Below are 15790 nucleotides of genomic sequence, written 5' to 3'. Positions count from 1 at the left end.
ACCGCCGCCCTCGCACCAGCGGCACCGCCCTCGCACCAGCGGCACCGCTCTCACACCGCGCCGGCACCGCCCTCACACCGGCGACAGCACCCTCACGCCAGCGACACCAGCAGCGGCCGCGCCCTCTCCCGCAGCTCCATCACCCGCGGCTCGTCCCCGTACGGCTCCAGCCGGTGCAGCAGATCGCGGACGTACTCCGTGGTGCGCGCCGAGGAGATCCGGCCCGCGACCTCCACGGCCCGCGTGCCGGCCGCGCAGGCCGCGTCCAGATTGCCGGACTCCAGCTCGGCGACGGCGGACACCACGAGCCGCAGCCCGTGCGAGCGGACGAACTCCTCCGTCGGGCGGGCCAGCGCCTGCTCCGTGAAGCGCTGCACCTGCCGGGGCATGCGCAGGTCGCGGTAGCACTCGGCCGCATCCGCCGCGAACCGCTCGTGGCTGTAGAAGTCGAGCCAGGACGGGTCCGGATCGCCCGTACGGGCCCGCTCCAGCCAGCCCTCGGCGGCCTTCAGCGCGGCACCGCACGCGGGTGCGTCCCCGGCCTTGGCCTGGGCCCTGGCCTCCACCAAGCGGAAGAAGCTCATGGTGCGGGCGGTGGCCAGGCCGCGATTGCGCTCAAGGGCGGCCTGCGCCAGGTCGACGCCCTCGTCGGCGAAGCCGCGGTACGTGGCCTGCAGGCTCATCGAAGCGAGTACGTAGCCGCCCAGCGGCACGTCGGCGGCCGCGCGGGCGAGCCGCAGGGCCTGGATGTAGTAGCGCTGCGCGGCCTCCTGCTGGCCGGTGTCGAAGGCCATCCAGCCGGCCAGCCGGGTCAGCTCCGCGGTGGCACCGAAGAGCGAGCGGCCCACCTCGTCGCTGTACGAACCGAGCAGCAGGGGCGCCGCGTCGACCCGCAGGCACTCGGGGACCATCGACGAACGCCAGTCGCCCCCGCCGTACTTGGAGTCCCAGCGGCGCGCGTCCTCCGCGGCCTCCCGCAGCTTGCTGACGTCACTGTGGCCCACGCGCTGCGGTATAGCGCCGTCCGGGCCGCCCCCGCCCTCGGCCTCGCCGGCCGCCGTGTGGGCCTCGCGCGCGACCGAGCTGTCGGCGGGCGTTATCAGCCACCGGGAGGCGGGCGTCGCGTAGGCGCTGACGGAGAAGGATCCGGCCAGGCTCTGCCAGATGCCACCACCCCCACGGCGACCGGCGAGATCCAGCCTGTACAGCTCCGTGGCGGAGCGCACGGCCTGGCCGACATCGCGCGGAAAGGAGAGCCCGACCTCGGGAGCCGGATCCGCGTCCGCGAGGCCGATCTCGTGCAGCGGGACGGGCCGGCCGAGCTTGCCGGCGATCGCCGCGGCGATCAGATGGGGCGCCGCTCCCTGGGGCACCATGCCCTTCGAGACCCAGCGCGCGACGGACGTCTTGTCATAGCGAAGCGTCAATCCGCGCTGCGCACCGAGGTCGTTGACCCTGCGCGCGAGACCGGCGTTGCTGATCCCGGCGAGGGCGAGGACGGTGCCGAGCTTCTCGTTCGGCCCGCGTGGCTCCCTGGACATGCGCACCCCTCGACGACGCGACGCCCGCCCCGGCATAGGCGCGGGGCATTCGTAAACCCAGCGTAGTTCCCCGCATCCCGACCGTTAAGAGGTGGTGTCCCGGATGGCGAGATTCTGGTCCGTGCGGACGTGCACCGAGGGGCACGTGCTCCGGTTGTGTGGGGCTGTGCGCCCGCCGTGCGCTCTGTCCGCGCCATCAAGGGAGCGCTTCCATGGGAGTTGCGTGGGTTGGCCCGCTGCACTGGATCCAGTGGGCTGGGGGAAGCCGCCGCCTCATTCCCCGCGGGCGGCGGACCGGTCCGGGAGGCGGCTGACCGCCTCCCGGACCGTGACGCGTGGGTCGAAGCACCGGGCGAGTGCGCCCCCGCGGCCGCACCGCCCCGAGTTTGGCCGGATAGCGCCGTCCGGAACGCTGCGCCTGGCCGCCCGGGCGGTCGCCCGCTGGCGCCCTACTGCCCTTCGGGGGTACGTCCTTGGCGCGTCGCACGCGCGCGGGGGCCACTCGCCCCTCCGTACGTGACAGCATGGCGGTTGCGTACGCACAGTCGGCTGAGTACGGCGTGACGGCGCGCCATTTCGCTCCGCAATGACGCGAGTTGGGGTGGAAGGCGCGGCCGGTGTGCTGCCTCTTTCGTGTTGGTCTCGTTGTGGCAAACGGCGGACTCCTGTGCATGATGTGTCGCGGTGCTCGGTCAGTTGCCACGTTCGTCGTAAACGTTCGTTGCGAACGTTCGTCGTGAGCGTTCGTCGTTAACGTTCGTTGTCCAGGTTCGTTGTCCACGTCGGTTGTCCACAGCCTGTGGAGGCGTCATGCGCTGGGTGGTGGGGTGGAGCAGCACCCCCTCGGGGACCGTGCGCCAACGTGCCGCGTCCTCCGGCGCCTACGGCCATCACGATGACTTCGACGCCCCGACCGTCCACCCCGTCGGCGCCCAGCTCCTGTGGGGCGACCCGGCCCCCCTGTGGGCCGTCGGTGACTGGCGCCCCGACGAGGTCCGCGTCGTCCAGCTCGACCCCCTCACCCGCCTCGCCGTCCTCGGCCGCTGCGGCGCCGGCGACGAGCAGCTGCGCACCGGGCTCGTCGCCGCCCGCGGCGGCGCTCTGCGCCACCTCACCGCCTGGCCCGGCAGCTACACCGCCGTCGCCCAAGTGGGCCGCCGCACCACCGTCGTAGGCGACCTGGCCGGCGCCCGGCCCGTCTTCCACACCGCCTGGGCCGGCGGCACCGCCTACGCCACCGCCGCCCTGCCCCTCGCCGACCTCATCGAGGCCCAGCTCGACATCGGCCATCTCGCCGCCCTCCTCGCCTGCCCCGACTCCCCGGAAGCTCTCGCCGACGGCACCCCCTACAAGGGCGTACGACGGGTGCCGCCCGGGCACGCCCTCGTCCTGCGCGACGGCGCCCGCGACATCACCGGCTACGAACCGACGGCGTCGCTCGCCGTCTCCGCCGCCCAACTGCCGCCCGACAAGGCCGTCGAGGACATAAGGAACGCCCTCGTCGAAGCCGTGCGCACCCGCCTCGCCGCCCCGCGGCACGCACCCGACCCCGGCTTCGGCGGCCTCGACCCCGGCCCCGTGCCCGGCATGGGGCCCGCCCACCGCCGCGCCGCCCGCGGCGGTCCCGCCCCCGGCGTCGGCGCCGATCTCTCCGGAGGCAGCGCCTCCGCCACCCTGGCGCTGCTCGCCGCCGGACTGCCGGGCCTGCCCGGCACCCCCCTGGGCCACGGCGCCGGCGGGGGCGGACGGCTGCTCGCCGTCACCTTCAACGACCTCGTCACCGACGACAGCCGCGTCCGCCAGGCCGAACTCGAACGGGCCCACGCCATCGCCGCCAACCCCCGGCTGCGCCACATCGTCGTCGCCGCGGGCGAGGAAGCCCTGCCCTACGCGGACCTCGCCGGCGGCCCCCTGACCGACGAACCGGGCCCCTCCCTCATCACCGCCGAACGCCACCGTCACCGCCTCGCCGCAGGCGGCGCGGACCACCTCGTCGGGCACGGCGCCCGCCAGGTCCTCGACGCCCACCCGGCGCGCCTCGCCGATCTTCTGATGGACCGCCGCCGGCGCCACCTGCTGCGGCCCGTCTCGGCGCTCGCCCGCGCCGACCGGGCCTCCGCACAGGCCCTCGTCATCCCCTTCACCGTCTACCGGGCGGCCCGGCGGCTGGCCCGTACGTCCTACCGGGAAGGCCTCGAAGCGGCCGCCGGGCAGCTACGGGCCACGGCCTTCCCCGTCGTGGACGACACCCCGGACCCGGCCCTCCCGGCCGGCGTGGGCGGGGCCGTCGACGCGTCCCTCGCCGCCCTCACGTGGTGCCGGCCCGGGCCCGCCGCCCGCTGGCTCACGGGTGAAGCTCTGGCCGAAGTATCGGTTCGTCTCCAGGCCGCGGCCGTCCGCCCCCAAGGCCTCGCGCAACGCCCCGGGGAGCGCCGCGCGGCCGCCGCCCTCGCCCGGCACGCCGCCGACCACCGCATCCTCGAACAGGCCGCAGAGGTCCGCAGTCAGCGCCTCCACGCCCCCTTCCTCGACAACGAAGTCGTACGGGCCTGCCGCTCGCTCCCCGAGGCGCTCCGAGTGCAGCCGGGAGCGCGCGCCGCGGTCCTGCGCGCCGTCCTCGCCGGGGCGGGCGTGCGCGACCTGCCCCCGGGCTGGGGCGCCACGTCGCACGCAGCGCACGCGGCAGCCGTACGGGCGGGCCTGCGGGCCTCCGCCGGCCCGCTGCTGGAGCTCTTCGAGGCCCCGCTGCTCGCCGACGCCGGACTCGTGGAGGCCCGCGTCGTTCGGGCGGCCCTGCACGGGGCCGCGAACGGCCGTGCACTGCCTCTGGACGGCCTCGCGGAGCTCGTCTCCACCGAGGTGTGGCTGCGGCGCCTGCTGGCCCGGCGCGGCACGTGCTGGACCGGCTCGGCGGCACCGCGCCAGCGGGCGGTGGCGGGCGGCGTGACACCCGGCCCGCCCCTGTGAGGGAGGGCGCGTTGCGCCCGGCGGCGCCGAAGCCGCCTCACGCGAAGCCGCCTCACGCGAAGGGGCCGGTCACCCGCAGGAGATCCACGACCGTGCCCAGTCCGACACCGCCGTCCACCCCATGCCGCGCCGCGGCTGCACCATGAGCCGGATCGTGCGGTGGCCGGAGAGCGGCACGTACACCGGCACCGCCGGCTCCCCGCCCCGCACCACACCGGAACGCCACAGGGGCACGCCGTCGCCGTAGACGGAGAACTGCGCGGCACCGAGCCCCATCGACATGTCGTCGACGCCCACGAGGGCGCTGAAGGCCGTACAGGGCCGGTTCAGCTCGATGGTGACGGCCGAGGGCGCGTGCACGCTCACGCCGTGCCCGTACGTGGCGCCGCCGACCCGCAGGCCGTACCGCTGCCACAGCCAGCTGTGCGCGCCCAGCCGCACCTCCGGCTTCGTACCGTCGCCGGCGCCCGCGTACGAGAGCTGGGCGAGCTGGTAGACGGCGGGCGGCCGGGGCGGCGGCGTCGGGGTGGGCGAAGGCGACGGCGAGGGGGACGGAGACGGGGACGGCGAGGGCGCCGGCCGGTGGACGGGCGGCGCGGGAGGCGGCGACGGCTTCGGCCGCGGCTTGGGCAAAGCGGCGCGGACGGGGACCGCGGATGCCGCGGCGGCGGGACGGGTGGGCGCCACGACGGGCGCCTTCGCCCGGGGCGCCGGCACCGAGGGAACCGGAGTGGGCGTCGGCGACGGGCCGGGGGAGTGGCTCCGCTGCGGCACGGGCGTCGGCCGGGGCGTCGCCACGGGCGCCACCGGAGCCTTGGACGCCTCGGCCTGCGGCGCCGGGGCCGGCGCGGACGAGCCGATCAGGGCGTACGCGACGGCCGCTCCGGCCGCGGCCACCACACCGCCGATGATGCCGATCTTCGCGGGCGCCCCCAGGCCATGACTCGCAGCACTGCTGCCGGAGCCCCCGGCCCCACCGCCCGCACTCCCGCCGGACGCACCACCGGCCCCCGCCCCGGAACCAGCAGCCCCGCCAGTCCCACCGCTCGCAGCAGCGACACCCGCTCCCGCCGCCGTACCGGCCCCGGCCGCCGCCCCTGCCAGGCCCGCGGCCGCCTTGGCCGAGAACCCTGCGGCGAACCAGCCGATGACCGCCACCGGCAGCAGCGCCCGCAGCCGCTCATTGACATCCGCGACCTCCAGCGCCGCCGTACGGCACCGGGCGCAGCTCTCCAGGTGCCTGCGCAGGCCCCGCTCGGCCCGCATCCGCAGCCCGCCCCGGGCATACGCGCCGAGCCGGTCCGCATAGCGCGCGCAGTCGCCGCCCGCTGTCAGCGACGAGCTCACATGGGCCTGGAGATACGCCTGCTTGAGCCCCTCGCGAGCCCGGTGCGCGAGCACCGCCGTCGCATTGGCCGTCAGCCCCAGCAGCGGCGCGACCTCGCTCGGCGACTCCTCCTCGACCGTGGTGTGCCACAGCACCGTCTGCCACCGCGGCGGCAGACTGCGGAACGCCTTCACGGCCAGGGAGTGCTCGGCCTCCTGCATGGCCAGCACATCCGCGCCCTGGCCGAGCGTCTCCCCGACCCCCGGACCGGCCGGCAGCCGCTCGGCCGACGAGGCGAACTCCGCGAAGTCCTCGACGAGCTGCTCCCGCTTGGCGCTCTTGCCCCACGAGGCCGCGACCCGCCGCACCGTGGTGAGCAGATAGGCACGCACCGACGACTCCGGCCCCGCGCCGCCCCGCACCGCTTGCAGGGTGCTCGCGAAGACCTCATTGGTGAGGTCGTCCGCGGTGTGGTTGTCGCGGCAGCAGCTGCGGGCGTAGCGACGGACCGCGGGGGCGTGGCGGCGGTAGAGCTCTTCGTACGCATCGCTCTCGCCGGACCGCATCCGGGCCACCAGCTGGCTGTCCGTCAGGGGCGCTTCGGCGGCAGCATCCGTCCTGCGGTGCTTGCGCCTGCGCTGCCGCGGCACACTGGGCGCCTCGGAACGCCCCTCTCCGGAGGACCGGGGCGAGGGAGGTCTGTCCGCCTTCTCGTTCCCGCTCGACTCTTCCTGCCCGTCAACACCCATAGCGCAGGCCCCTGTACATGCCGGTACACCCGAACACCGGCACAGCGTGGCACAGCGCACGGCCGTCACCGGCACGCGATGGGCAGCAACCACTCGTCCGGGGCGACTTCTGCCGCATGACGTACTGGATGTCACCCGAACGGGGAAGGGGATTCCGGATGCGCCCGGACGGCCTGCAGAGCCGTACCGGGCGCGCCCGTCACAGAAGCGAGCTACGAGGAGCAAGCCGCGCAAGCGTGCTGCCCGCAGCGAGCTACGCGGGCGCGCTGCCGAAGCGAGCCTCAACAGCGCGCCCCCGGAGACCTACTCGGTCGGCCGCGAGCGCAGCCCCTCCAGCAGGATGTCCAGCAGCCGCGAGGACGCCGCCGCCTGCTGCACCGCATCCGGCAGCGACGGCGCGGCCGTCGCTATCACCAGCAGCACGTCGGCCACCGTCACGTCCGGCCGCAGCTGGCCCGCCGCCCGTGCCCGCTCCACGAGCCGCCCGACGACCTCCAGCAGCGCCGCGGCGCCCGCGTCGTGCCGCTCGGCGACCGGAGCCGGCCGCTGCTCGACCAGCCGCAGCTCGTGCAGCTGGCCGCCCGTGGCACCCGGCTGCCGCTGCTGCGGCACGCGCGCCTCGATCTCCTCGGATTCCACGTCGACGCCGACCCGCAGCACCTGCGGCGGCAGCAGCCGGCCCGCGCCGGACGCCACCGACGTGCGCAGGAAGCGCGAGAGCGCCGACCACGGCTCGTCCTCCTGCCCGAGCGCCGTGCGCGCCTGCTCGGTCAGCCGGGCGGTCTCCTCCTCGGCTATCCGCCGCACGAGGACGTCCTTGCTCGGGAAGCGGCGGTAGACCGTCCCCACGCCGACGCGGGCGCGGCGCGCCACGTCCTCCATCGGCGCGCCGTAGCCCAGCTCGCCGAAGACCTCGCGGGCCGCACGCAGTACGTGCTCGAGATTGCGCTGGGCGTCCACGCGCAACGGCGTGCTGCGAACACCGCCCGCCTCTGACGGCGCGACAGCGGTGGACCAATGAGAGCCCTGCATATGCATATGTGTTCCCCCGGTTATGACGTCTCCCCCCGGAGACTCCCCGCCCTGACTGCCGGGGCACGTCTCTGACACCCCGACGGAGTACGAACATAGTTGAGCCCAGGTCAAGAAAGAAGGGGTAGTTCCGCACCGGGCATCCCCGATTGGAGTACTTCCCCCCTCCGCACCGATTCTGCACCACCCCACAACCCCGCCGCATCCCTCCTGACCTGCGCACCTGTCTCTCGAACCGGTGCGCCCCCCGTGGAGGGATCAGCTCCGCCGCCGGTCATACATTTCGCACGGCCTGTGGACAAACTCCGGCCGGGGGTGCGTCATGGGGAAGGAGCTGTGCTCGCGGACCTCGACGACTGAGGAGTGGCCTTGGCGAAGGAACCGGCGCGCATTCTGGTGGTCGGCGGCGGCTACGTCGGGATGTACACCGCCCTGCGACTACAGCGGAAGCTCAGGCGCGGTGAGGCGACCGTCATCGTGATCGACCCCGAGCCGTACATGACGTACCAGCCCTTCCTCCCCGAGGCCGCGGCCGGCTCCATCTCCCCGCGCCACGTGGTCGTCCCCCTGCGCCGCACGCTCGACAAGTGCCAGGTCGTCATCGGCGAGGTCAAGTCCATCGACCACGCCAAGCGCTCCGCCGCCATCAAGACCCTCGCCACGCACGAGGAGGGCACCGGAGCCGTCCAGATCCACTACGACGAGCTGATCCTCGCGCCCGGCTCCGTCTCGCGCACGCTGCCCGTCCCCGGTCTCGCCGAGTACGGCATCGGCTTCAAGACCGTCGAGGAGGCCATCGGCCTGCGCAACCACGTGCTCGAACAGATGGACATCGCCTCCTCCACCCGCGACCCCGCCGTCCGCGACGCGGCCCTGACCTTCGTCTTCGTCGGCGGCGGCTACGCGGGAGTGGAGGCACTCGCCGAACTCGAGGACATGGCCCGCTACGCCGCCCGGTACTACCACAACCTCGAACCCGAGGACCTGCGGTTCGTCCTCGTCGAAGCCACCGGCCGGATCCTCCCCGAAGTGGGGGAGGAGATGGGCCGCTACGCCCTGCGCGAGCTGCGCGGGCGCAACATCGACGTCCGCCTGGACACCCGCCTGGACTCCTGCACGGACCGCGTCGCCGTCCTCAGCGACGGCTCACGCTTCCCCACGCGCACCCTCGTCTGGACCGCGGGGGTCAAGGCCCACCCCGTGCTCGCCGCCACCGACCTCCCCCTCAACAGCCACGGCCGCCTCAAGTGCACCGCGGCCCTCACCGTGGACGGCGTCGAGCACGCCTGGGGCGCCGGCGACGCGGCAGCCGTTCCCGACCTCACCTCGGACGCCCCCGACGCCGTGTGCGCGCCCAACGCCCAGCACGCCGTCCGCCAGGCCAAGGTCCTCGCCCAGAACGTGCTCGCCTCCCTGCGCGGCAAGCCCCTCAAGGACTACCGGCACAAGTACGTCGGCTCCGTGGCCTCCCTGGGCCTCCACAAGGGCGTCGCCCACGTCTACGGCAGGAAGCTCAAGGGCTACCCCGCCTGGTTCATGCACCGGGCCTACCACCTCAGCCGGATCCCCACCTTCAACCGCAAGGCCCGCGTCCTCGCCGAGTGGACCCTCACGGGCCTCTTCAAACGCGAGATCGTCTCCCTCGGCTCGCTCGAAAACCCCCGGGCCGAATTCGAACTCGCCGCAGACACGGGACGTCACCCGGAAGCGAGTTGAAGCAGGTCATGGGCCCTGTGACGGAGCCGGGAACTCCCCCGGAGAGGCCGACGCCTGACGGATGTCAGTCCGGTCGGCCACACTGGTCGTGTGACCATGGGTGGGCTCGTACCTGCGAAGAGTAACAATCACGAGGATTCGGACGTTTGCTGCATTCCCCCGGGGGCAGTCCCCCGCACCGCCAACCGCGGCCCCGCGCCGGGCACGCGGATCGGCCACGCCACGTCGCCGAGCTGGTCCGGAACGACTCCGCGAGGTAATCCTCTGTGAACTTCACCCGCTGGAGCGCCCGGCTCCCCGGCACACAGCGCCGAGCCGCGGCGCGCGCCGACCGCAAGGACCGCACCGCCGCCCCCGTACCGCCCGCGGCCGGCGGCTCCGTGCCCGCCGCCCGCGCGGAGGCCACCCCGCCCGCGGCCCCCGCACCGGACGGCCCCGTCCCCACCCTCGACGGCCTCTCCGTCCACGACACGCTCGGCAAGGTCCCGGCCCTCGTCGCCGTCGTCTACGGCCCCGAGCACCGCATCGCCTACGTGAACGACGCCTACGCCGCCCTCTTCGGCCCGCGCACCCCCGGCGCCTCCGCCCGCGAGGCCCTCCCCGAGCTCACCGAGCTCGGGCTGCTCCCCCTCATGGACCAGGTCCTGCGCAGCCGCCGGCCCCGTACGGTCAAGTCCCGCCGCGTCACCGCGGACGTCAACGCCGCGACGAACATCGCCGCACCCCGCCCCGCGTCGCCCGCCCCGGGTGACGGCACCCCCGTGGCCGACGTCCCCCACCAGGCGCCCGCCCCCGCGGCCGCCGACGCCGAAAGCCGCCCCCGCAGCGGCTACTACACGTTCACCTGCTCCCCGATCGAAGTCGGCTCCCCCGAGGCCGGGCAGCCCGGCGTCCTCGTCTTCGCCGCGGACGTCACCGACCAGGTCGAAGCCGCCGAGCGACTGCGCGCCAGCGAGCGCCGCCAGCGCGAGGCCGCCGTCACCCTCCAGCGCAGCCTCCTCCCGCAAGAGCTCGAACAGCCCGACGACCTGCGCGTCGCCGCCACCTACCAGCCCGGCGGAAAGGACACCGCCGTAGGCGGTGACTGGTACGACGTCATCACCCTCGGCGCCGGCCGCACCGCCCTCGTCATCGGCGACGTCATGGGCCGCGGCGTGCGCGCCGCCGCCGTCATGGGCCAGCTCCGCACCGCCGTACGCGCCTACGCCCGCCTCGACCTGCCGCCCCACGAGGTCCTCCAGCTCCTCGACGGCCTCGCCGGCGAGATCGACGCGACGCAGATCGCCACCTGCATCTACGCCGTCCACGACCCCAACGAGGGCCGCCTGGTCTACGCCTCCGCAGGCCACCTCCCGATCCTCGTCCGCGACCCCGACGGCACCGTCCGCCGCGCCGCAGAACCCACCGGCCCGCCGCTCGGCACCGGCGGCTGGATGCACACCTCCGGCACCATGCCGCTGGGCCCCGGCTCCAGCGCCGTGCTCTACACGGACGGCCTCGTCGAACGCCGCACCGAGGACATCGACGAAGGCGTTGCCGCCCTGGAGCGCGCGTTCGCCGGCGCCACCGGATCACCCCAGGTCATGTGCGACCGCCTGATCCGCGCCCTCGGCGTGACCGCCGACCACGACGACGACGTCGCCGTCCTCGTCCTCCAGCACCCCGCGCGCACCGGCCACGACGCCGAGCTCTTCCACAACGCCGCCCTGGAGCTCCTCGGCGGCATCGAGGCCGCACCCCGGGCCCGCGCCTTCGCCTCGGGCGTCCTCGTCAGCTGGCGCTTCCCGACCGAACTGCGGGACCTGGGTGTCCTCGCCGCGAGCGAGCTCGTCGCCAATTCCCTCCAGCACGGCACCCCACCCATGCGGCTGCGCCTGCGCCGCACCGACCGCCGGCTGATCATCGAGGTCACCGACGGCGACGACCACCTCCCGCGGCGCCGCCGCGCCGAGCCGGCCGACGAGGCGGGGCGCGGCATCTCGATCATCGCCACGATCGCCTCGTCCTGGGGCTCACGGCGCACACCCGGCGGCGGGAAGGCCGTCTGGTGCGAGTTCGCCTTGCCGGCGGGGCACGGGTGACGAAAGAGAGGGAGGGCGCCCGGGGCGCCCTCCCTCTCCTCTTACTCCTCTTATATGCATACGTGTGTCAGACGTGTACGACAGTGCGCTCGCTCGTCTCCGCTTCCGTCTCCGTTTCCGTCTCCGCTACGGCTTCCGCCTTCGCGGGGCGGTGCTGTGCCCGCGTCACCAGCGGATTGTCCTGCGCCGGGGTGAGCCGGCGGCCCAGCCGCAGCGCCAGGGTGGTGATGAGCAGGGAACAGGCGATCACCATGGCTATGTACGCCACGTACAGGCCGCCACCGGCCAGCAGACCGCCCACGGCCGGCCCGATCGCCAGCGCGAGCTGCTTCACGAGCGCGAACGCCGAGTTGTACTGACCGACCAGCCGGGCCGGCGCCAGGTCCGCAACCAGCGGCGCCACCGTCGGCGACAGCATCGACTCACCGATACCGAAGAGCGCGTACGTGGAGATCAGCAGCGCGGTCGCCACACCGTGCGCCCCCGGAACGAGCCCGGAGACCCCCGCGGCCACCCACGCAACGGTCCAGATGAGACCCACGAGCGCCATGACCCGGCTGCGCCGGTGCCCCTCGACCAGCTTGAGGACGACGAACTGCGCCAGCACGATCGCCGCGGTGTTGGCGGCGAGCGCGATGCCGAGCGTCGCGGGCGAGATACGGGTGACCTCGACCGCGAAGGCCGCCAGACCCGACTCGAACTGCCCGTAGCAGGCGAAGAACATCACGAAGCCCAGGACGCACAGCTGCACCATGGCCCGGTCGCCCAGCAGCGTCCGCCAGCCGCCCTTGGCACCCTCGTCCGTCGGGACCGCGTCCTCGACCCTGGGCGCCTTCGGCAGCCGTACGGTCGCCACGGCGACACCCAGCACCAGGAACATCGCCGCCTCGATCGAGAAGAGACGCACGAAGCTGCCCGGGTCCGAGGTGTCCACGAGCTGTCCGCCGAGCAGGCCGCCGAGACCGAGGCCCAGGTTGTTCAGGAAGAACTGCATCGCGAACGCACGCGACCGGGTCGTCGGCGTCGAGCACCAGACGATCATCGTGGCGAGCGTCGGCTGGATCACCGCGATGCCGGCGCCCAGCGCCGCGGCCGCGGCGAAGACCATCAGCTCGGTGGACGCGAGCCCCATCCCCATCGACCCGGCAGCGGCGGCGACCGTACCGGCGACGGCAACAGGCAGCGGACCCCGCCGGTCGATGACCCGGCCGACGAAGGGGAGGACGACGAGAGCGGACACGGCGAACGTCATGAGCACCAGGCCTGCGGTGCTCGCTCCGAGATCCCGTACCTGCGACACATAGATGAACAGGAACGGGACGGTGAAGCCGTTGCCGAACGCACTCAGGGCGTTCCCCAGCTGGATCCGGCGCAGAGCTGCGCCCATCGCGGTGGTCACACTCACCTTCCTAGGTCGAGATTGAGGGGCGGACTGTCCAAGCCTGAAGACTTCAACAGTAAAGTTCGAAGCTAAAGAGTACATGCCGAAGGGCTTTAGCGCGAATCGGTTCGTGTCATACTGCCGGGCATGGCTGACACCCCCGGCGCCTCCGAGCCGAGCCTCGACGAACAGATCGCCGCCTATCAGCGCGAATTCCAGGACCTTGACCCCCAGGTGGAGAAGGTCGTCTCGGCGCTCAGCCGCCTCAACCGGCGGATGAACGTCGCCTACGGGCGCCAGACCGCGGAGCTCGGCATCAGCAACGCCGAGTGGGAGGTCCTCAAGGCCCTCGTGCTGGCCGGCGCCCCGTACCGCCTGGGCCCCGGCGACCTCGCCAAGCGGCTCGGCCTCACTCCTGCCGCCATGACCCACCGCATCGACCGGATGGTCGCGGAGGGCCTGGTGACCCGGGAACGCGACGAGAGCAACCGCGTCCGCGTCATCGTCGGCATTACGGAGGAAGGCCGGGGGAAGTGGCTGGAGGCCATGCGGATGGCCACGGTCTTCGAGGAGGACCTGCTCCAGGACCTCTCGGGCGAGGAGCGCGGCCGGCTCGGCGAGATGCTGACCCGCCTCCTGCGCCGGGTGGAGGACGCCCAGCCGGACGCGGGAGGACGGCTGAGTGACCTCGACTGAGGTCCGGCCGGGCCCGATTGAGTCCGACTGAGGGGTGCTCAGCGGCCAGTTGACACTCCTCTGACGGATGGGTAGTGTTCTCCGAGTTGTCACGGAGCCATGACGGTTCTGAGACAGCCACTCGAGCCGCACCGGCGGCACTCACCACTGCACGGCCCCTGAACGGGATGAATTTCGGCGTGCCGGAATTCGGATCGGGAAGGCCTCGGACTCCGATTAGGAGTCGCCGGGGAAATCCGCTAAAGTAGTGATCACGCCGGAAGGCGCGAAACAAACCCCGCTCCAACAGGGGGCCGGAAAAGTGATTCGGACCGGAAACGGAACGGAAAACGGATCTGGTAAGGTTGGAAACAACGAAGGGAAGCGCCCGGAGGAAAGCCCGAGAGGGTGAGTACAAAGGAAGCGTCCGTTCCTTGAGAACTCAACAGCGTGCCAAAAGTCAACGCCAGACTATAAAATACCCCGTCTCCGGTCCGTATGGATCGGGACGCGGTTCCTTTGAAAAGTCCTTCCTCTAGGGGAAGGCACACAGCGAGGACGCTGTGAACGACCGGGACTATTCCTCCTGGTTGTTCCGCTCTCGTGGTGTATGACCCGATTACGGGTAAACATTCACGGAGAGTTTGATCCTGGCTCAGGACGAACGCTGGCGGCGTGCTTAACACATGCAAGTCGAACGATGAAGCCCTTCGGGGTGGATTAGTGGCGAACGGGTGAGTAACACGTGGGCAATCTGCCCTGCACTCTGGGACAAGCCCTGGAAACGGGGTCTAATACCGGATATGACCTTTGAAGGCATCTTCAAAGGTGGAAAGCTCCGGCGGTGCAGGATGAGCCCGCGGCCTATCAGCTTGTTGGTGGGGTGATGGCCTACCAAGGCGACGACGGGTAGCCGGCCTGAGAGGGCGACCGGCCACACTGGGACTGAGACACGGCCCAGACTCCTACGGGAGGCAGCAGTGGGGAATATTGCACAATGGGCGAAAGCCTGATGCAGCGACGCCGCGTGAGGGATGACGGCCTTCGGGTTGTAAACCTCTTTCAGCAGGGAAGAAGCGAAAGTGACGGTACCTGCAGAAGAAGCGCCGGCTAACTACGTGCCAGCAGCCGCGGTAATACGTAGGGCGCAAGCGTTGTCCGGAATTATTGGGCGTAAAGAGCTCGTAGGCGGCTTGTCACGTCGGATGTGAAAGCCCGGGGCTTAACCCCGGGTCTGCATTCGATACGGGCAGGCTAGAGTTCGGTAGGGGAGATCGGAATTCCTGGTGTAGCGGTGAAATGCGCAGATATCAGGAGGAACACCGGTGGCGAAGGCGGATCTCTGGGCCGATACTGACGCTGAGGAGCGAAAGCGTGGGGAGCGAACAGGATTAGATACCCTGGTAGTCCACGCCGTAAACGTTGGGAACTAGGTGTGGGCGACATTCCACGTCGTCCGTGCCGCAGCTAACGCATTAAGTTCCCCGCCTGGGGAGTACGGCCGCAAGGCTAAAACTCAAAGGAATTGACGGGGGCCCGCACAAGCAGCGGAGCATGTGGCTTAATTCGACGCAACGCGAAGAACCTTACCAAGGCTTGACATACACCGGAAACGGCCAGAGATGGTCGCCCCCTTGTGGTCGGTGTACAGGTGGTGCATGGCTGTCGTCAGCTCGTGTCGTGAGATGTTGGGTTAAGTCCCGCAACGAGCGCAACCCTTGTCCTGTGTTGCCAGCATGCCCTTCGGGGTGATGGGGACTCACAGGAGACTGCCGGGGTCAACTCGGAGGAAGGTGGGGACGACGTCAAGTCATCATGCCCCTTATGTCTTGGGCTGCACACGTGCTACAATGGCCGGTACAATGAGCTGCGATACCGTGAGGTGGAGCGAATCTCAAAAAGCCGGTCTCAGTTCGGATTGGGGTCTGCAACTCGACCCCATGAAGTTGGAGTTGCTAGTAATCGCAGATCAGCATTGCTGCGGTGAATACGTTCCCGGGCCTTGTACACACCGCCCGTCACGTCACGAAAGTCGGTAACACCCGAAGCCGGTGGCCCAACCCTTGTGGAGGGAGCCGTCGAAGGTGGGACTGGCGATTGGGACGAAGTCGTAACAAGGTAGCCGTACCGGAAGGTGCGGCTGGATCACCTCCTTTCTAAGGAGCATATAGCCGACTGCAAGCGAATGACTTGCACGGTTGCTCATGGGTGGAACGTTGACTATTCGGCACAGTTCAGGATCTCCCTGTTAGTACTGCTTCGGCGTGGAACACAGAGAGTGAGTGGCTGGGCCGGGCACGCTGTTGGGTGTCTGAGGGTAC

8 protein-coding genes and 1 rRNA gene are annotated in these 15790 nt (G+C 71.5%); 5 read left to right on the top strand and 4 right to left on the bottom strand.

Annotated elements, in window-relative coordinates; translation table 11 throughout:
• Positions 1-92: 92 nt before the first annotated feature.
• Positions 93-1541, bottom strand: a complete 1449-nt coding sequence (locus PS271_RS12745; protein WP_120759832.1) for an NsdA family TPR-like regulatory protein — start codon at positions 1539-1541, stop codon at positions 93-95.
• Between the two features lie 810 nt (positions 1542-2351).
• Here PS271_RS12745 and PS271_RS12740 point away from each other — a divergent pair.
• Complete coding sequence (locus PS271_RS12740; protein WP_398382033.1) at positions 2352-4508, top strand: asparagine synthase-related protein; 2157 nt, start codon at positions 2352-2354, stop codon at positions 4506-4508.
• Between the two features lie 69 nt (positions 4509-4577).
• Here PS271_RS12740 and PS271_RS12735 read toward each other — a convergent pair whose 3' ends face one another.
• Entirely contained in the window at positions 4578-6584 is a 2007-nt protein-coding gene (locus PS271_RS12735) for a sigma-70 family RNA polymerase sigma factor (protein ID WP_398382032.1), read from the bottom strand.
• 303 nt (positions 6585-6887) lie between these two features.
• On the bottom strand, positions 6888-7622 hold the full coding sequence (locus PS271_RS12730; protein ID WP_398382031.1) for a TetR/AcrR family transcriptional regulator: 735 nt from the start codon (positions 7620-7622) through the stop codon (positions 6888-6890).
• Between the two features lie 363 nt (positions 7623-7985).
• Here PS271_RS12730 and PS271_RS12725 point away from each other — a divergent pair, with 363 nt between their 5' ends.
• Together PS271_RS12725 and PS271_RS12720 are read left to right on the top strand one after the other, a co-directional pair.
• Positions 7986-9332, top strand: coding sequence for an NAD(P)/FAD-dependent oxidoreductase (locus tag PS271_RS12725; protein WP_398382030.1), 1347 nt, complete (start codon positions 7986-7988; stop codon positions 9330-9332).
• A 266-nt stretch (positions 9333-9598) separates the two neighbouring features.
• Positions 9599-11413: an ATP-binding SpoIIE family protein phosphatase gene (locus PS271_RS12720; RefSeq protein WP_398382029.1), complete on the top strand. Its 1815-nt coding sequence runs from the start codon at positions 9599-9601 to the stop codon at positions 11411-11413.
• Positions 11414-11480: 67 nt separating this feature from the next.
• On the opposite strand, the gene PS271_RS12715 is transcribed toward PS271_RS12720, so the two are convergent.
• Positions 11481-12812: an MFS transporter gene (locus tag PS271_RS12715; protein WP_398382028.1), complete on the bottom strand. Its 1332-nt coding sequence runs from the start codon at positions 12810-12812 to the stop codon at positions 11481-11483.
• A gap of 129 nt (positions 12813-12941) precedes the next feature.
• Between PS271_RS12715 and PS271_RS12710 the strand changes: the two genes are divergently transcribed.
• On the top strand, positions 12942-13490 hold the full coding sequence (locus tag PS271_RS12710) for a MarR family winged helix-turn-helix transcriptional regulator (protein WP_120759820.1): 549 nt from the start codon (positions 12942-12944) through the stop codon (positions 13488-13490).
• A 611-nt stretch (positions 13491-14101) separates the two neighbouring features.
• Positions 14102-15625, top strand: a 16S ribosomal RNA gene (locus PS271_RS12705).
• The last annotated feature ends 165 nt before the right edge of the window (positions 15626-15790 follow it).

This window comes from Streptomyces sp. SCA2-17 (assembly GCF_044336695.1).
The sequence above is the reverse complement of the archived record's forward strand: the minus strand, read 5'-3'. Positions and strand labels throughout refer to the sequence as shown.